The organism is Bacteroides sp. AM16-24 (assembly GCF_003471885.1).
Taxonomy (GTDB): domain Bacteria; phylum Bacteroidota; class Bacteroidia; order Bacteroidales; family Bacteroidaceae; genus Bacteroides.
On record NZ_QRKI01000005.1, the window covers coordinates 77,076 to 96,960 of the forward strand.

Sequence of the window (19,885 nt, forward strand, 5' to 3'; positions counted from 1 at the left end):
GTGGTGAAAACTCATTACTGCACGGTTGTGAACAAAACACAAATTACGCGAATTACACAAATAAAGGTCTGCACTGCAATCAGCTATTACTAAGTTATTTTTCTCCGGTTGGGAAAATAAATAAGAGAAAAATAGTTACACATAATACATCCGTCCCACCCTTTGCTAAAAGGGCTTCGGATTTTTACTAAATTCACGACTGAAAATTAGTAAAAATCTACCGGAAAATTAGTAAAAATCCGATAAGGTTTTAGTAAAAAACAGTCACCCCGTCCAGAAAGGCTTCTGACGGCACTTTTAGTTATGTAATCATTAAAAAACAACTTGATACATAATCTTCCTTAGGGTTATGAATTATTTCACCACAGAGTAACACAGAGTCTCGTAGAGTTTAATCGATTTGAAACCAAAAGAATAGAACTCCGTGATACTCTGTGTTACTCTGTGGTGAAATAATTCCTTTCTTTTCGGTTTTGAGTAATATATCCCTCTACTTCGTATATATAAAGAAAGAACTAACAAAAGAATTATGAGAAATAAGAGTTTGATCCTAATGACAATCTGTGCGGTTCTATCAACCGATCTTTCCGCTCAATCCATTTATCCCGGACAGCATGCCGGAAAAATGAAAAAAGTGACAACAGCGCCGATACAGGTAGAGAGTTTCGACTTAAAAGACGTGCGTTTATTACCAAGCCGCTTTCGCGACAATATGACACGTGATTCTGTTTGGATGACTTCTATAGCAACCAATCGTTTGCTACACAGTTTCCGCAACAACGCCGGAGTATTTGCCGGACGTGAAGGCGGATATATGACCGTAAAGAAACTGGGCGGCTGGGAATCACTGGACTGCGAACTGCGCGGACATACAACAGGGCATTTACTATCAGCCTATGCACTCATGTACGCATCTACCGGAAGCGAAATATTCAAGCTGAAAGGTGACAGTCTTGTTACAGGTCTGGCAGAAGTACAGGCAGCTTTGGGAAACGGGTATCTCAGTGCATATCCGGAAGAATTGATCAACCGGAACATACGTGGGACAAGTGTATGGGCACCCTGGTATACATTGCACAAACTCTTCTCCGGATTGATCGACCAATACCTCTATGCAGATAACAAACAGGCATTGGAAGTCGTTACCCGCATGGGTGACTGGGCTTATAATAAACTTAAACCGCTGGATGAATCCACCCGGAAAAGAATGATACGGAATGAATTCGGTGGTGTGAACGAATCTTTCTATAATCTCTACGCCATCACCGGTGACGAACGTTATCAATGGCTCGCAGAGTTCTTCTATCACAATGACGTTATCGATCCGCTGAAAGAACAACGCGATGATTTAGGAACCAAGCACACGAATACCTTTATCCCAAAAGTTCTTGCCGAAGCACGCAACTACGAGCTGACGCAGGATAATGACAGTCGGAAACTGACTGATTTTTTCTGGCATACCATGATAGACCATCATACCTTTGCACCGGGATGCAGCAGTGATAAAGAGCATTATTTCGATCCACAACAATTATCCAAACATCTGACCGGATATACCGGTGAGACTTGTTGTACATACAATATGCTGAAACTCAGTCGCCACCTGTTTTGCTGGACAGGAGATGCCAAAGTTGCCGACTACTACGAACGTGCACTCTATAATCATATCCTCGGGCAACAAGACCCTGAAACGGGAATGGTATCCTATTTCTTGCCTTTGCTCTCCGGCTCGCACAAAGTTTATAGTACCCGGGAGAATTCCTTCTGGTGCTGCGTAGGCAGCGGCTTCGAAAACCATGCTAAATATGGAGAAGCTATCTATTATCACAATGACCAGGGAATCTACGTAAACCTCTTTATCCCGTCAGAGGTAAACTGGAAAGCGAAAGGAATAACTCTGCGCCAGGAAACAGCTTTCCCCGCAGAAGAGAACACTGCATTGACCATCCAAACGGACAAACCTGTCACCACTACGATTTATCTGCGCTATCCATCATGGAGTAAAAATGTGAAAGTAAACGTCAACGGGAAAAAAGTATCGGTAAAACAGAAACCGGGATCATACATTCCCGTAACCCGCCAATGGAAAGACGGTGATCGCATTGAAGCCAATTATCCGATGAGCCTGCAACTGGAAACAACGCCGGACAATCCACAAAAGGGAGCCCTGCTATACGGACCGCTGGTATTGGCCGGTGAATCGGGAACAGAAGGTATGCAATCTCCGGCACCATTCTCTGATCCGGCATTATATAATGATTACTATACTTACAATTATCATATTCCGGCTGAGCTGAATACCACCTTACAAATAGACCGGAAACACCCCGGACACAGTTTACAGCGTACAGGCGAGGAACTGATATTTAAGACATCACAGGGCAATGTTTTAAGGCCACTGTATGACTTACATCACCAACGTTACGTTGTATACTGGGATCTGTCATTCACATCATGCCGTCCTGCTGATAACCGGCAGGCGGCTTATGATTTTACGCCACTTGACTCCATTGTCACCTCATGGATGAATAAAGGATACTATCCGGGAGCCTCAATCTGTGTAGTCAGAGACGATAGCGTTATCTTTCAGAAAAACTACAAAAACTTTACCCCTGACACCAAAGTCTATGTAGCCTCTGCCGGAAAATGGGTAGCCGCCGCAGTAATCGGAGCAGTGGTAGACTGCACCGAACTGGACTGGAATGACAGTGTAAAGAAATGGATTCCTGAATTTAAAAACGACATAAAAGGAATGATTACTTTACGTCAGTTGCTTTCGCACACATCGGGCGTCCGCCCTTATCTGCCGGAACCACGCGTAGACAATTACAATCATCTGGATTCTGCAGTCATGGAGATTCTTCCGCTTGACACGGTTTTCACTCCCGGTACCCGCTTTGAATATGGTGGACTTGCCATGCAGATAGCCGGCCGGATGGCAGAAAAAGCAATGAATAAAGAATTCGAGGAATTATTCCAGGAATTAATAGCCCGACCTTTAAGAATGAAAAACTCCCACTTCACGCCCGTGAATACAGATGGCGGACACGCTCCCATGTTGGGTGGAGGTCTCTGTACCACTTTGCACGACTACATGCGTTTTCTTGATATGATCTACCACAATGGCGTATTTGAAGAAAAGCAAATACTGAAACCCGAAACCATACATGAAATGCAAGCAGACCAAGTGGGAAATGCAGAAGTTCACCCGGGTGAATATGTGGAACGTGCGCTGAAAAAACATCATACTGGCATATATGGTTTGGGAGAATGGCGGGAACTTATTGATAAAGCAACAGGAGAAGCCTATCAGATCAGTTCACCGGGTTGGGCCGGCGCCTATCCATGGATCAATAAACAGGACCGGGTATATGGATTCTTCATAGCCCATGTACAGGGAAGTTCACAAAAGGAAGATGGCTTCTCGTCATTTTTTGGAAGTCCTGTCATTTCACAAACTGTCTCGAACATTATTTCCCTAAAAAGATAGAACACATTGAGTATCCTCATATCTCAAATCGTATTTATATAAAAACAATAAATACGAAGATATGAAGACTATCGGCTCAACAATTATTATGTTAGCTCTCGTTCCTTCCCTCTTTGCGGACAATAGCAGAGAACTGAAGCTGGCATCTCCTGACGGAACACATGAAATAGCATTTTACCAGAAGCAGGTTTCACCTGCGGTAAACGAACTTTGTTATCGGGTAGATTACAAATCACAACCTGTAGTCAATGAATCGCGTGCCGGACTGGAACTGGACAACCGGATATGGGAAATGGCTCTGGGAGCACGAAACCTGAAACAACCTGCCTGCTGGATGGACAATCTGGAAGTGGACTCTGTGACCTACCAACCCGAAACAGACATCACCTGGCAGCCGCTTTACGGTGAACGTAGCAGTGTACGCGATCATTACCGGGCTGGCACCCTTTATCTCTCCAAGAAAGATAACTCCGGCTACCGGCTCAACATTGAGGTGCGTGCCTATAATGAAGGAGTAGCTTTCCGCTATTTCTTCCCGGAACACCCAAAGGCTATCTTTCATAAAGTAGTAGGTGATCTCACAGAATACGCCTTACCGGCAGGTACAAAAGCATGGACCGAACAATGGGCACAGGCTTTCTTTGAGTACCTGAACATTGATGATATCAAACATCCGGTAGAACGTGCCCTTACGCTGGAACTCCCGAATGGCAAATGGGCCGCACTGGCAGATGCTGATGTAGACGACTGGTGTCTGACCAAATACCTTGCCTCCACAGACAAGAAGAATACACTTACTTCTGTAATGTATAGCCCCGTGGATGTAGTGACTTATTATGCCACTCCCTGGAAGATAGTCATGGCAGCCGACAAACCGGGTGAATTGCTTGAACACAATGATATCATCCAGAATCTGAATCCGCCATGTGAAATTGCCGATGCCGCCGCATGGGTAAAACCAGGCAAGATTATGCGCGAAACAACTATCACCACCGAAGGAGCTATTGCAACCATCGACTTCTGTGCAGCACATAATATCCCGTATATGCTTTTCGACTGGCAATGGTATATGCCCTGTACTTCACATGACGGGGATGCCACAAAAGTGGTTGCCAAACTGGATATGCCCCGTGTTATAGCTTATGGTAAGGAAAAAGGAGTTGGTATCTGGGTGTACGTAAACCAGCATGCACTCATGAAGCAAATGCGTGAACTTTTCCCATTGCTCCGCGAATGGGGAATTGTCGGAGTGAAATCCGGTTTCGTACAATACGCCAGCCATCGCTGGGCAACTTGGATGCACGACATGGTTCGCTTGGCGGCAGAGAATCATCTGCTGATGAATATCCATGATGAATATCGCCCTTCAGGCTTCAGCCGTACTTATCCGAATTTATTAACTCAGGAAGGCATTTGTGGAAACGAAGAATTTCCCGATGCAACTCATAATGTCACGCTCCCCTTCACTCGTATGATAAACGGTGCAGCCGACTATACGATCTGTTATTTCGACAAACGGCTGAAAACGACTCATGCTCACCAACTGGCAGCATCACTCGTGTTCTACAGCCCTCTGCAAACTATCTTCTGGTATGACAAACCATCGTTCTATCACGGAGAACCGGAAATGGAATGGTTTGAGAACTTGCAAACTGTATTCGACGATACGAAAGTATTGGATGGCGCTCCCGGCAAAAACATAACAATGGCACGCCGGAAAGGTCAGGAATGGTTTGTTGCAGCAATGACCAACAATGAAGGTTCTGAAGAAGAAATACCTCTCACGTTCCTCGATAAAGAAAAGAATTACCTCGCCTGCATCTATACGGATGGGGGAGAAAAGATAAAAACAAGTACACAGGTGAAATGTACTTATCTGCTTGTCAACGCTTCACAAACTATGAAGTTCCAGCTGAAACCCAGTGGTGGAGCTGCCATAAGACTGGTACCTATAGACAGGCAGGAAATGAAGAAATATAAAAAGTACAAAGGAGAAAGATTATAAAATATGATATGCCATTGAGTGAATAAACAGATTCGCTCGTATTAATAGGCAAATAACACATTAAGGTTATTTTCAGTAGATAAAGGTAAGAGTTTGTTTAGGTAAAATCTTTGTTTTCAGGATATTTTTAAAGGTAAATAAAAAGATGAAAAAGATATTTCTGCTTACTACATTGCTATGCACTGCCTGTTGGCAGGCGGAAGCCCAATATGTATCCAAAGCCTGGGTATCTGACCAGAAGGATGGCACATACATCAATCCGGTGCTGCATGCCGATTATTCCGATCCGGATGTCTGTGCGGTAGGAGAAGATTTTTATATGACGGCTTCCAGCTTCGGATGTGCTCCCGGTTTGCCCATTCTCCATTCCAAAGATCTGGTTAACTGGAAATATGCAGGCTATGCGCTGAAGCAAATAGAACCCATCGAGTTCTTCAATGCTCCCCAGCATGGAAAAGGTGTCTGGGCACCATCCATCCGCCATCATAATGGAGAGTTTTATATCTATTGGGGAGATCCGGATCATGGCATCTTCATGGTAAAGACCAAAGACCCGGCCGGAGAATGGGAGAAACCGATATTGGTAAAAGCCGGCCGTGGTATGATAGACCCAGCTCCACTATGGGATGAAGATGGAAAAGTATACCTGGTACACGCATGGGCAGGAAGTCGTGCCGCACTGAACAGTGTTATCACAATTTGTGAGATGAATGCAGAAGGAACAAAAGTGATCAGTGATCCGGTACTGGTCTTTGATGGTAATGATGGAATCAACCATACGGTTGAAGGCCCCAAACTCTATAAGCGGAACGGCTACTACTACATTTTTGCCCCGGCAGGAGGAGTAGTAACCGGATGGCAGTTAGTATTGCGTTCACGGAATATATACGGCCCTTATGAAAAGAAGATTGTCATGGCACAAGGTTCTACCGACATCAATGGTCCCCACCAAGGCGCATGGGTTGATACGCAGACAGGGGAATCCTGGTTCGTTCACTTTCAGGATAAAGCCATATATGGGCGTGTCGTTCACCTGAACCCGATGAAGTGGGTAAACAACTGGCCTGTAATTGGAGAAGATAAGGACGGCGATGGTTGTGGCGAACCAGTAACCCGTTATAAAAAGCCCAATGTAGGCAAGAATTACCCGGTAGAAACACCTGCGGACAGTGACGAGTTCAATACCCGTCAATTGGGAATGCAATGGGAATGGCATGCCAATTATCAGGATACATTCGGATATACTTCTGACTTGGGATTCATCCGTATTTACGGACATATTCTCTCCGAGAACTTTGTGAATTTCTGGGAAGTTCCTAACCTTTTATTGCAGAAGTTCATGGCAGAAGAGTTCACAGCAACTACCAAACTAAAAGTTTCCGCCAAAATGGACGGACAGCAATCCGGATTGATTGTGATGGGCTGGGACTATTGCTACCTGGGAGTAGAGAAAGAAGGTGATAAATTTATATTGAAACAAGTGACCTGCAAGGATGCAGAGCAAAAGACACCCGAAACAGTCAATCGCCTGGCAGAATTACCTGCCAGCAGAAAGTACGAAGCAGGTTTGTTTCCCAACTACGAAAGAGATATCTATCTACAGGTAAAAATAGAGAAAGGCGGTATCTGCCACTTCTATTACAGCCTGGATGGTAAGAAATATAAAGCAATAGGTATGCCTTTCACAGCTCGTCAGGGAAAATGGATAGGTGCCAAAGTAGGGCTATTCAGTACCACTCCTTATGGTAAGGAACGGGGATGGGTAGATGCCGACTGGTTTCGCATAGATAAATAAAAAGACTGATTATATGAAAACAAAAGAACTACTGTTCGGTGCATGCTTGTGCATGTTTACAGCTTGCAACATGCCCGAGAAAGGAATGGATGTAGATGTATATGAGGCGCTGGATTACTGTGACGCCCAGGTACAACGCACTTTAACAGAACTAAAAGCGGCAGAAGGTACTATCGATTACTCGATGATGCCGCGTAATATCATGGACAGCCTCAACACCTGGCATTGCCGAAAAGCAACAAAGGATGAATGGTGCAGTGGTTTCTGGCCAGGAGTTTTATGGTATGATTACGAATATACCGGTAAAGCAACCATAAAGGAAGAAGCTGAGAAATTCACCGAACCGTTGAAGTTCCTGTCACAAATTCCGGCATACGACCATGACTTGGGTTTTCTGATCTTTTGTAGCTATGGCAACGGATATCGGTTAACACATAACCCGGAATACAAACAAGTGATTCTGGATACAGCAGATTCACTGGCAACTTTGTTCAGACCTCGTGTAGGCACCATACTTTCATGGCCACGCAATGTAGAAATGTTCGGTGGACACAATACGATCATGGATAATATGATAAACCTGGAAATGCTTTTCTGGGCTGCCAAGAACGGAGGAAACCCATATCTGGCAGATATAGCCGTGTCGCACGCCGATAAGACTATGAAATATCAGTTCCGTCCCGACTACACTTCCTATCACGTAGCGGTTTATGATACTTTGACGGGCGACTTCATAAAAGGAGTTACACATCAGGGATATGCAGACAATACCATGTGGGCACGCGGACAGGCGTGGGCTATCTATGGATATACAGTAGTCTACAGGGAAACATTAGATCCACGATATCTGGATTTTGTACAGAAAGTAACAGATGTATATTTGGAAAGATTGCCGGAAGACTATGTGCCTTACTGGGATTTTGATGACCCCAATATCCCGAATGTCCCACGTGATGCCTCCGCTGCAAGTGTAACCGCATCGGCTTTACTGGAACTCTCCACTTACCTGCCCGGCAAAAAAGGAGAAGAATATAAGAATGCAGCTATAAAAATGTTGGCAAGCCTGAGTTCGGATAAGTATCAATGCGGCAAAAGCAAGCCGGCATTCCTCCTCCACTCCACCGGACACTTGCCGAATAATTCAGAAATAGATGCCGCCATCATTTATGCAGACTATTATTATATCGAAGCCTTGGTTCGATTGAAGAACTTAATTGAAAATAAAGCTGTCATATAGAAGCAACGCTATCCCCTCTTACTGTTTTGGTTTGAGGGGAAGCGTAAACCAAAACGTAGAACCGTCTCCCAATTTAGAATTCACTCCGATTTCTCCTCCCATATTCTGAATAATAAGCTGACAAATAGGCAAACCTAAACCGGTGCCTTGCTTGAAACTATCCAACTTGATGAAACGTTCGAATATGAGATGAAGCTTATCTTCCGGAATGCCAGTTCCCGTATCAGTTACATAATAATAGATGGCTTTTTCACGTACTTCATAGCCATAACGAATGCTGCCGGTTGATGTGAATTTACAGGCATTAGTCAGAAAATTCAAGACCAATTGCTGAAGCCTGTTTTTCTCTGAATAAACAACGTAATCATCCGGCATCCCCGGCTCAAAAATAAACTCAACACTACTCTGTAAACGTGGCTCAACAACTCCTTTCAAAGTTGTTAGCACCCCATTTAGGGCAAATTCCGAGTAATACAAATCAAGAACTCCGGCTTCTATCTTAGACAAGTCCAGAACATCATTGATAAGTTGCAGCAAAATGCCATTATTCTTCTCTATGATGCTGACATACTCCTTCTTCTCTTTTTCATCTTCAGTCATAGCCAATATACTGGAGAAGCCAATAATTGCATTCAACGGAGTGCGGATTTCATGACTGATATTAGCAAGGAAGGCGGATTTAAGACGATTAGATTCTTCTGCACGTTCTTTAGCAGCAATCAGTTCACGTTCCACCGCTTTACGTTCTGTTATAAATAATGATGAGCCCACCACTACCAAAGGTTTTCCCTCTTCATCATATTGTTCTACAAAGGCACGCACTTCCATCCAGTCCTCTGAGCCATCTGATTTATCAGGCCGATGAACACGGTACTCTTCTTTTATTTTATCAATTTTATTAGTATGCACATCCTCAAAAGCCTGCTGGATACGCTCTCTATCCTCTTCACAAACAAAGGTAAGATAGTCGTCTATATTGGTGGTATAAGTCATTTCTGAAACTTCTTCTTTACCCGGCTCTATCGGCTTATAAGAGCTATATGTAATTTCATCTGTCCGTAAATCCCATTGCCACGGCAACAAATCAACTACCTCTAATGCCATAGCCATCTTAGAATGGGTAAAACGCTGATTCTGTTCTACCTGCCGAAGCCGTTCCAGAATTTTATTCCTACGAAGCTGGAAAAAGAGAACAACCAACAATAAAACAATGCTTCCTACTACCAAAGCAGACTGATATTTTCCAAAGAAAGTAGGAGGTGCATTCAAATAAACAGTTCCCGGAGGGCAATTTTTAGGAGACAGGCCAAAATCCACTATATAAGGATAGTTAAAAAGAACTATAGGCTCCGGATCATAAGACGGTATATCCCGTGCCTGTTTTCCATCGGCTACGGCATTAATTATCTTCACAATAGCCTCACAGTACAGGTTCATATCATATACACACCCTCCTATTATAGTTCCATCCTCTTCAATACTTGAAATAGACGAAGATAATGCAAAAAACGGACAAGGCAATGTAGAGTTGGCAATCACCTTATAAGAGTTCGCCATCATAAGCGTATTACCGGCAAACATACGTTTGTGAAACCATGAAGCGAATAAAATACCGGTTTCCTCTGGAACCACCCTCCGCAATGTATCCAGTAACTGATCTGGACTCCATGTACCAGCTGACAGAAACTTGTAATCAAGATCCGGGTGCTCTATCTTAATCAGTTCAGAGAGTTGCTGGTCATAATCAATATCCCGGTCAGTCTGGTCGCCAATTAACAGTAAACTCTTCATCTCCGGGATCATACGACGCATCAGCTGAACACTTTCGGGGATAAAAGCACGTGCACTCAGAAAAGTCATATTGTACTCGTCACGCAATTTATTCAAGTAAATACGATCCTCTTGTGGAACAACCTGATTATACATATAGGTGGAATCAGGTCCTATATAGCTACTCTCAGCACATACGATCAAAGGTATATCCCCCCAATGTTTACGCATTTCATCCCGTAATATCAGAGGAGCATTACCCAACATCAGCACTGCTTTAGGCGGATTATTACCACATGTTGAAAAAAGATTATCTTTATATAGATTCAGTATTTCAGGAGTCTCTATCGTCAGAATATTCATATATTCTACTTTCATGCTCACATCTTTCCGTTCATATTCCTTCTGCATGATATGCGAAATAATTGTCTGACTCCATGGAGCACCTGATACATAACTGCTGATAATCAACAAATCCGTACCGGAATTTTCTTTCCTGTCTTCAGCCGATACCGGAGAAGAAAAATATAATAAGAAGAAACACAAAAGACACTTTGTATACAGAAGTATTCTCATGATTGCATAATTAGTCTTTTAGACTAACAAGTCAAGCCCCACCTTTGTTCAGAAATGGCATTTTTTTCCTTAGGAAATCAATTTTATGTAAGAAAAACATTTATATTTGTATTCTATAACAATCACAAAATTATATATTATGAAAAGGTTAACCTACTTAATTGTTTGCTCACTTGCAATAGGAAGCATTGCCGCCTGTAAACAAGAATCTAAATTCCAAGTTATCAACGGAATAGTATATGACGCTACTATGAATAACATTACCTTGATAACCTGCAAAGGAGATACAGTCAATATTAGTACAATGGATGCCAATAGAGATAAAGTATGCGGAGTATTGTTGGAAGACAGTGTAGAAGTGGTTTGTATTAAAGAAAAGATTGAAGGAAAAGAAATCTTAAAAGTTGCTGAACTGACAATCATCAAAAAATAATCCAATAAACAGCAATGGGAGTGTTTCTTATCACTCCCATTGCTGTTTTATTCTCTATTCATCAACCGATGTTCCGCCATGTTTTCATACTTTGTATCCGGACGCCCGTAGTTAGCATAAGGGTAAATAGAAATACCACCGCGTGGAGTAAAAATACCTGTAACCTCAATATATTTAGGATTCGTCAGGCGAATCAAGTCTTTCATTATAATATTCACACAATCTTCGTGAAAAGCACCATGATTACGAAAACTGAAAAGGTATAGTTTCAGGCTCTTGCTTTCCACCATTTTAATATCAGGAATATAACTGATACGGATTTCTGCAAAATCCGGCTGCCCTGTTATAGGACACAAACTGGTGAACTCCGGACAATTGAAACGTACCCAGTAATCATTTTCCGGATGCTTATTATCAAAAGCCTCCAGTACTTCAGGAGCATAATCCTGTTTATATTCAGTCTTTCTTCCCAAAAGGGATAGTTGGTCCTTTAATTCACTCATAATATAAAGTTTTAGCATTTACGACTTAAATACTTCTCCAATCCTTCACGGCGTAATTTACATGCCGGACAATGCCCGCAGCCATCCCCCGGAATACCATTATAACAAGTCAGGGTCTTATTGCGTATCAAATCAAGTACTCCCAATTTATCTGCCAGCGCCCAGGTTTCAGCTTTATCAATCCACATCAGCGGAGTATGAATGACAAACTGTTCATCCATAGCCAGGTTCAAGGTTACGTTGAGCGATTTGATAAAGGCATCCCGGCAATCGGGATATCCACTGAAGTCTGTTTGTGACACTCCTGTCACAATATGATTGATACCATGCTCACGAGCATACACGGCGGCAATACTCAAGAAGAATAAATTACGTCCCGGCACAAAAGTATTAGGATAACTGTCTGCCGGTTTTTCCTGATCCATTACCATGGCAGTATCTGTCAATGAATTATGCCCTAATTTACCAATGAACGACACATCCATTACTTCAAACTGCACATCGGCCTCACGAGCTATCTTTCGTGCCAACTCCACTTCTTTCCTATGTTTCTGCCCATATAAAAAACTCAGGGCAACCACTTTTTTGAACTTACGTTTCGCCCAAAACAGACAAGTGGTAGAATCTTGTCCACCACTAAAAACAACTAATGCAACTCCTTTATTCACGTTATCTTAAATATCTTTGATTTTCAATATATTATAAGAAATATCCTGATCGTACACATCACTGCCGTCTATACGTTTAATGGCTGCTACTACACGGATAGTGACCGGAAGAATCAGAACTTCATACAAGGATTTCAATACGATTTGAATACACATCATCACAAGCAATTCACGCCAAGCAATAATACCGCCAAAAGCTACTGGGAAAAATATAAGAGAATCCGCCGTCTCTCCTACTATTGTCGACCAAATGGCACGGACAGAAAAGTTTCGTCCACCACTTGCCACTTTCATACGACTCATGACATAAGCGTTGAGAAATGAACCTACCAAAAACGCAGTCAGGCTTGCTACAACAATACGCGGTGCCATCCCAAAAACAAAATTAAAATGGGCTTCTCCTTCCCAAAACGGTGCAGCCGGCAGTGCCACAGCTATCAAGCCAAGCATTACCACGAAGAAATTCATGGCAAAACCACTCCAGATAATGAGACGCGCTTTACGAAAGCCCCACACCTCAGCAATACAATCGTTTATAATATAAGAAATAGGGAAAACTAGCAACCCGGCTGTAACGGTTACACCAAAAACTTGAATAACCTTAGTTTCAAGAAGATTAGCCGCAATCAGGCAAACATTAAATAAAATACCCAGCAGCATAAAAGGTACAGATACTTTTTGCTTCATAATTCCTGTTTTTTACGTGGTGTTCTAGAATACACGACCGCTATTCACGGTATCCTACATTTTTAATTCGGGTGCAAAGATACAATAAGTTTCTAAAACAGACAAACATTCCCCATTTCCGGAATAAATACGTTCACTTTAGTATCCATTATATTCGGATAGGACTGTAACACCCAAAAGAATTAAGCTAAGAAAATCACTGATCCGCCAATTCCACCAATGAGTAAACATTATACTTTTTAACTAAAAGTAGAGAAAAGCATAACCCATTCATCTCATCATTCACTTCTATTTGAAGAGCCAAAACAGTTAACGAACTTTAAATACAAAGCTAAAACAAAGAAATATACGAACATAAAATCGCAAAACAAACAATACAATAGACTAATTACCAGATATATAACATTAAAATAACACATTTTTCAAATATGCAAGCAAGTTGTATCTAAATCAATATTTTATTCACACAAGTTTCTTAAGCAAATAAAACGACATATAACAGTTATTAATATAGTTCACCGTTTATTTTAAATAATGAAAATACGAATTATATTTGGAGTAGCAAGATCAGATAAGACATAAAATAACTTCTGATTCAAAATGCTGCAACACCTTAATTTATAATATCAACCTAAGAAAAACAAATGCTTATGAAAAAGAAAACAATGCACTCAGACATTCTATTGTCCATCTCATTTTCTATCTAGTTTATTTTATATTCCAATTTAGCTTTAAACAAAAATCATCAAATCATGAATGAAAATCGCGAACGAGGAACACTACATTACAAATTCCTCACCACTATTGCCATTGTAGCTTTACTAATAGGAAGCAATACCGCCCTGGCAATCGGTACTAATTCAGAAGGCTTATCTGAAGTTGCAGAACAGCTACAATCACAAGTCGTCAATGGCACGGTAACAGATCAGACAGGCGAGCCTGTTATCGGAGCAAGTGTTCTGGAAAAAGGAACAAACAATGGTATTATTACCAATATAGATGGTAAATTCTCTCTTACCGTAAAAAGAGGTGCTACTTTGATAATCTCTTTCGTCGGATATAAGACACTGGAAGTAAAAGCAACACCCAAAATGGAGATCACGCTAGCAGAAGATTCCGAATTACTGGAAGAGGTAGTAGTAGTTGGCTATGGAGTTCAAAAAAAGAAACTAGTAACCGGAGCTACAGTGCAAGTGAAAGGTACTGATATCGCAAAGCTAAATACAACGGATGTTCTGGGCGGTCTGCAAAGCCAGGCACCTGGTATAAATATCACATCAAACGGTGGTTTCCTCGGACAGGGATTTAAAGTCAATATTCGTGGCCTCGGAACCAATGGTAATTTTTCTCCTTTATATGTAGTAGACGGAGTGGTCAACGGCAGTATAGATGGGCTAAGCCCTGCTGACGTGGAATCCATCGATGTACTTAAAGATGCTGCATCTGCCGCTATCTATGGTTCACGTGCCGCCAATGGCGTTATTCTCATCACTACCAAGCAAGGCAAAACAGGTAACTTTGAAGTTACTTACGATGGTTACTATGGTATTCAAAATCTTCCTAAAATCGCCACCCTATTGAATGCTAAGGAATATATGATGATAGAAGATGAAATGCACATGATGGATGGTACTTCACTTCTAAACTGGGAAAAATGGTTACCGGCAGCTGATTATAAAGCTATTCAGGAAGGAACATGGAATGGTACCAACTGGATAAAAGAGATCTTAAATAATGATGCGCCCATCCAAAGCCATTCATTGAACTTCACTGGAGGTACAGAACGTTCCAACTTCTCCGTCGGTTTTACCTACTTCAATCAAGAAGCTACCATGGGAGCTCCTGGTCGCATTGCCAGTATGGACAGATACAATGCACGCATCAACTCCAATCACATTGTCAAAAAGATAGGAAATCTCGATGTCCTCAAAATTGGTCAGACTCTTAATTATAAGTATCAGCAGACTGCAGGTTCTTTTGCTACCAGCGACATTTATTGGAATGGTACTCGTGATATGTTAACCACTCCCCCATTGATGCATGCCTATAACAGTAAAGGAGAGTACTATTTATATGACGATGCACAAGAAGAAGGATATGGGGAAAATACCACAAATCCAATAGCGTATATGGATTACTACACAAGTCATGCCTTAAGCAAAAGCCATTACTTACAATCCAGTTTTTATGCAGAGCTGCAACCCATCAAGAATTTACGAATCAAATCACAATTCGGATACATCTTGTCAGCTTCAAGTTATCGTTCTTATATCCCCAGCTATCGTCAACTAAGTCAAAGCCTGACGACACAAGAAGACAGGGTAACTCAGTCCATGTCACTCAACCACCGCTGGTCCTGGGAAAACACAGCCAGTTATAATTTCACCATAAAAGACCATCATTTTGACGCAGTAATCGGGCAGAGTCTTGAAAAATACGGAATGGGGGACTCCATGAGTGCCAATGCAGAAGGTTCTGAATTCTCAGACTTTAAACATGCATATCTGAGTAACATAAAGTACGATGATAAAAATAAAATTAAAACTTTAACAGGAGCTCCCGGTGCAGCAGGGCAAATGGCTTCCTTCTTTGGTCGTATAAACTACAACTATAAAGAAAAGTACATGGCAACTGCCATTATGCGTGCGGATGGTTCCTCTATTTTTGCCCGTGGTCATCGATGGGGATATTTCCCGTCTTTCTCGGCAGGCTGGGTCATTACAAACGAAAGTTTCATGCCAGATCTCAATTGGCTGGATTTCTTAAAACTACGTGCATCCTGGGGACAGAATGGTAATAACGCCGTGAACACCTTCGAATATATATCACGTATCACTGCCAACAACGGCAATGGAGGTTATTCATTCGGAGACTCCATGGATCAGGTCTCGATTGGTTCCTACGCATATAAGCTGACAAATCCGGACCTTTCATGGGAAACTCAAGAACAACTCAATATAGGTCTTGATGCACGATTCTTCAATGGACGTCTGGCGCTCGAATTCGACTGGTATAGAAGGTTAACCAAAGACTGGCTTATTACCCCACCCGTACTCTATTCATTCGGTTCAAGTCCGGCTGCCATCAATGGCGGAGTTATTCGGAATACCGGATTTGAAATCGGCCTCCACTGGAACGACAACATAGGTAAAGACTGGAATTATGGTATCAATCTGGCTCCTGCATTCAATAAAAATAGAATTACCGAACTTCCCAATGAAGATGGTATTCTCCATGGGCCGTCGGGTAATTTATGGAATGCATCCGATGAATGTGCACGCGGAGAAATTGGAAAACCTTTAGGATATTTCTATGGCTACAAGAGTCTCGGTATTTTCCAGAACCAAAAACAGATAGACGAATACAAAGGTGCCAAAGAAAATGGTGCTCAAACACAACCGGGAGATGTAATCTGGGCAGATGTCGATAAGAATGGAGTCATTGACTCGAATGACCGTACAGAAATTGGTAATCCCCACCCAGATATGACACTTGGATTCTCTTTCAATGTCAGCTGGAAAATGATTGACCTATCAGTTACTACTTATGGAGCCTTCGGCCAGCAAATACTTAAATGCTACAGAGATTATGCTAGTTCTCCATTACAGAACTTTACCACAGACATCCTAGAACGTTGGCACGGAGAAGGAACTTCCAACAAGTTACCACGCCTGGCAAGCACTGGTGGAAGCAACTGGTCTAAAGTTTCCGATATTTATGTAGAGAATGGAGATTATCTCAAAATCAAGAATATTACTATTGGAGTTGATATCAAGAAGATTTTCAAGAAAATCCCTCTGCAGCAGCTCAGACTTTATGCTACAGTCCAGAACTTATACACCTTTACCGGATATTCAGGTATGGACCCCGAAATCGGTTATGGTAGTGATTTTGGCTGGGTACAAGGCATAGATTTAGGATACTATCCGGAAGCCCGCACATGTATGCTTGGTTTAAATGTCAAATTCTAATTATATGAAAATATGAAAAAACTAATATATATACTATCTGCACTTTTCATACTCACGTCATGTGAAAGTTTCCTTGACACTGAGTTGCTTACAGATAAAACAACAGAGAACTTTCCGGAAACGGAGAAAGATGCCAACCAAATGTTGACGTCTATCTATGCAAAGTTATTGTTTGAAGATCCTGAAACATCTTCAGAATACTATACAGCCCAATTAGCCAGTGATGATTGCTTAGGCGGCAACCTCTCTTATTCCGGCAATTGCGCCACGAACTTCTTGCTTTATCAAGGAAACTTGAACAGCAGACTTGGCATCTGGGATCGTTGTTATCAACTCATAAATCGTGCCAACAATACGATTAACACGCTCGATAACGTAAAAAGCTGGTCAAGTGAATCTGAACGTTTACGTCACTTCGGCGAAGCTTATTTCCTCCGGGCATGGACCTACTATGAATTAGTAAAGATATTCGGCGGCGTTCCCCTTCGTACCACGATTGAAGCTGTAAACCTCCCGCGGGCATCCGTTGATGAAGTATATGCCTTGATTGCCTCTGATATAAAGAATGCAATTGAGATGATGCCTAACCAGATATATCCGGCCGGAAATGCCATGGCAGGCCATGCTACCAAGTATGCAGCCGAAGCACTTGCAGCACGAGTATTTCTATTCTATACCGGACGTTATGACAAGAAGACTTTACCTCTGACACCTGAAGGCGAAATTACAAAAGAACAAGTCATCAGTTGGCTGGAAGACTGTATAGATCATTCCGGACACAACCTCATTTCTGACCAACGTAACCTATGGGGATACACGAACTCTGCCACTAACAGCACCAGTTCCAAGAAGCAATATGCATACGCAGTGAAACATAAACTCGCCTGGGATGGCAATTCTTCCATTGAAACACTCTTTGCCAATAAGCACAATCTGACCTCTACATGGACCTACACATGGTTTGCCAATACTTGTGCAATGTTCTACTCCCCTTCCGGTGATGATGCCGACTGGAAAGAAGAAAGTTATCCGTTCAACTTTGGCTGGGGCGCAGGCCCGGTATCTCCCAGTATGGTTCAAGACTGGAAAGAGTGGTCTAAACAACAAACATTCCTAGATGGGTACACTGAAGACCCGCGTATTTCCGGTTCTATTTGGTCATACAAGGCTATGGACCCCAACAATGAAGGAAATGTTTTGGGAGACTTCCGTTTAGATGATTCGGAACCCGCATATACCGTTTCTTACCGCTATTACGAGCAGACCGGATATTTCAACAAGAAATACATCAATATCAATGCATATAATAGTAACGGAGTACTTGAAGCTTTTGGAAAAACATTACATCCGGGCATATCCAGCCAAACCTCCCCACAGTTACTGAATATTACCGACCTTATTCATATCCGCTTTGCCGATGTACTGCTGATGCATTCCGAACTAAAAGGAGATGCAACCGGTTTGAACAGAGTACGCCAACGTTCCCACTTAGCCCCTATCTCATACACATTGGATGCACTTAAACAGGAACGCCGTTGGGAGTTTGCTTTCGAATCCATCCGTTGGTGGGATCTGCTCCGCTGGTCTGGCCCAAGTCTGGAAGAGGCAGGAAATGCACTAAACCGCCAGACAGGCTTTGAAGTTATCAATGCCGCTGCTCTTACGCCTATGGTCAAGTACGATTATAAAAAACGTCTACAGCAAACCCAGGGTTACTGGCCTATACCTCAAATAGAAATAGACCGTTCCAATGGTGTACTCGAGCAAAATCCGGGTTGGGGACCTGATGCACAATTCAGTGATTGGACAAAAATGTAATGCCATTTAAAATCTCAATGATATGAAAACATTAAAAGCAATACTATTATTATTCGCGGCAATGGCTATAGTCACAGCCTGCGACCCTATGGAAGATGAATCCTTACGCGATAAATACATTACTAATGCCGGAGACCCTATCAGCAAGGAAGAACTGAACAACATGTTATCCGTTACCCAGCCTATTCCCAACCAGGATGACGCTGTAGAAGGAGATCAATATGTAGTACTCAAAAACAACCGTCCTGAATTAGGAGGTATCTGGCACTATGGAGTCGGCACAAAGATTACCGGCAGCGATAATGATACGATCATATATGGTGCCAACGGAACTTATGAGATATATTATGAAGCTATTTCTAATGGTAAAATTGTAACCAGTGATATCTTTACCGTGACAGTCACCAATGTGTTTGATGAATGGATGGGGCTATTTACCGGAGCCAAAGACAAAGCTGATGCCGATGCAACCAAAGCATGGGGATTCCGCGAAGTAAAATGGGGATCGGTCTGCAACATGGGAGCACATGGTGGATGGAAATATACCAGTTCAGGATATACTCCGGAATCTAATTTTGCATGGTGGGGATCAGTAAACCTTGCACAGGCAGGAGATCAGAAGATAGTATTCGAAATTCAGGGAACCAAAGTGAAGACTTATGACAAGAGCGGCAATCTGATGAATGAAGGAACTTTCGGATTCGACCGTGACCAACCGGAAGACTTGGTTCAGGGCAGACTGACTACCAATATTCCTGTTATCGGCAGCAATTATGATGACCTCGGCCAGAGCAAAGGAAAAGACAATGTTTTCTGGATACTTACATTGACTGATGAATATATCACTCTGTATCACCCACAAAAATACACAGGTGGGGGCGACTGGGACGACTATGGTTGGTATGTATATTATGAATCCAAAGAATAATGCC

11 protein-coding genes and 1 pseudogene are annotated in these 19,885 nt (G+C 42.3%); 8 read left to right on the forward strand and 4 right to left on the reverse strand.

The features are described 5' to 3' along the window. Positions 1–529 precede the first annotated feature (529 nt). From DW182_RS22770 to DW182_RS07810, 4 genes and pseudogenes are all read left to right on the forward strand, one after another. Positions 530–3,475: pseudogene (locus tag DW182_RS22770) on the forward strand (beta-L-arabinofuranosidase domain-containing protein); the annotation flags it as partial. Positions 3,476–3,551: 76 nt separating this feature from the next. Then, on the forward strand, positions 3,552–5,495 hold the full coding sequence (locus DW182_RS07800; RefSeq protein WP_118295213.1) for a glycoside hydrolase family 97 protein: 1,944 nt from the start codon (positions 3,552–3,554) through the stop codon (positions 5,493–5,495). A 145-nt stretch (positions 5,496–5,640) separates the two neighbouring features. Next, the gene (locus DW182_RS07805) at positions 5,641–7,290 is read left to right on the forward strand and encodes a glycoside hydrolase 43 family protein (RefSeq protein WP_118295214.1); all 1,650 of its coding nucleotides are present in this window, start codon (positions 5,641–5,643) and stop codon (positions 7,288–7,290) included. Between the two features lie 13 nt (positions 7,291–7,303). Continuing rightward, positions 7,304–8,527 (forward strand): glycoside hydrolase family 88 protein, encoded by a 1,224-nt coding sequence (locus tag DW182_RS07810; RefSeq protein ID WP_118295215.1) that lies wholly within the window; start codon positions 7,304–7,306, stop codon positions 8,525–8,527. 18 nt (positions 8,528–8,545) lie between these two features. Here DW182_RS07810 and DW182_RS07815 read toward each other — a convergent pair whose 3' ends face one another. Continuing rightward, positions 8,546–10,873 (reverse strand): HAMP domain-containing sensor histidine kinase, encoded by a 2,328-nt coding sequence (locus DW182_RS07815; protein ID WP_118295216.1) that lies wholly within the window; start codon positions 10,871–10,873, stop codon positions 8,546–8,548. Positions 10,874–11,012: 139 nt separating this feature from the next. Here DW182_RS07815 and DW182_RS07820 point away from each other — a divergent pair, with 139 nt between their 5' ends. After that, entirely contained in the window at positions 11,013–11,306 is a 294-nt protein-coding gene (locus DW182_RS07820; RefSeq protein WP_117707200.1) for a hypothetical protein, read from the forward strand. Between the two features lie 47 nt (positions 11,307–11,353). On the opposite strand, the gene queF is transcribed toward DW182_RS07820, so the two are convergent. From queF to DW182_RS07835, 3 genes are read right to left on the reverse strand one after another with little or no spacing between them, the layout of a single operon-like run. Further along, positions 11,354–11,809, reverse strand: a complete 456-nt coding sequence (gene queF / locus DW182_RS07825; protein ID WP_117707201.1) for a preQ(1) synthase — start codon at positions 11,807–11,809, stop codon at positions 11,354–11,356. An 11-nt stretch (positions 11,810–11,820) separates the two neighbouring features. Beyond that, positions 11,821–12,477 (reverse strand): 7-cyano-7-deazaguanine synthase QueC, encoded by a 657-nt coding sequence (queC, locus tag DW182_RS07830; RefSeq protein WP_117707184.1) that lies wholly within the window; start codon positions 12,475–12,477, stop codon positions 11,821–11,823. Between the two features lie 6 nt (positions 12,478–12,483). Continuing rightward, on the reverse strand, positions 12,484–13,164 hold the full coding sequence (locus DW182_RS07835) for a queuosine precursor transporter (RefSeq protein ID WP_117707185.1): 681 nt from the start codon (positions 13,162–13,164) through the stop codon (positions 12,484–12,486). Between the two features lie 752 nt (positions 13,165–13,916). Here DW182_RS07835 and DW182_RS07840 point away from each other — a divergent pair. From DW182_RS07840 to DW182_RS07850, 3 genes are read left to right on the forward strand one after another with little or no spacing between them, the layout of a single operon-like run. Further along, positions 13,917–17,135: a TonB-dependent receptor gene (locus DW182_RS07840; RefSeq protein WP_117707186.1), complete on the forward strand. Its 3,219-nt coding sequence runs from the start codon at positions 13,917–13,919 to the stop codon at positions 17,133–17,135. A gap of 12 nt (positions 17,136–17,147) precedes the next feature. Next, positions 17,148–18,953: a RagB/SusD family nutrient uptake outer membrane protein gene (locus tag DW182_RS07845; protein WP_117707187.1), complete on the forward strand. Its 1,806-nt coding sequence runs from the start codon at positions 17,148–17,150 to the stop codon at positions 18,951–18,953. Positions 18,954–18,975: 22 nt separating this feature from the next. Continuing rightward, a complete protein-coding gene (locus DW182_RS07850) occupies positions 18,976–19,881 on the forward strand; it encodes a hypothetical protein (protein ID WP_118295217.1) in 906 nt (301 codons plus the stop codon). Positions 19,882–19,885 lie beyond the last annotated feature (4 nt).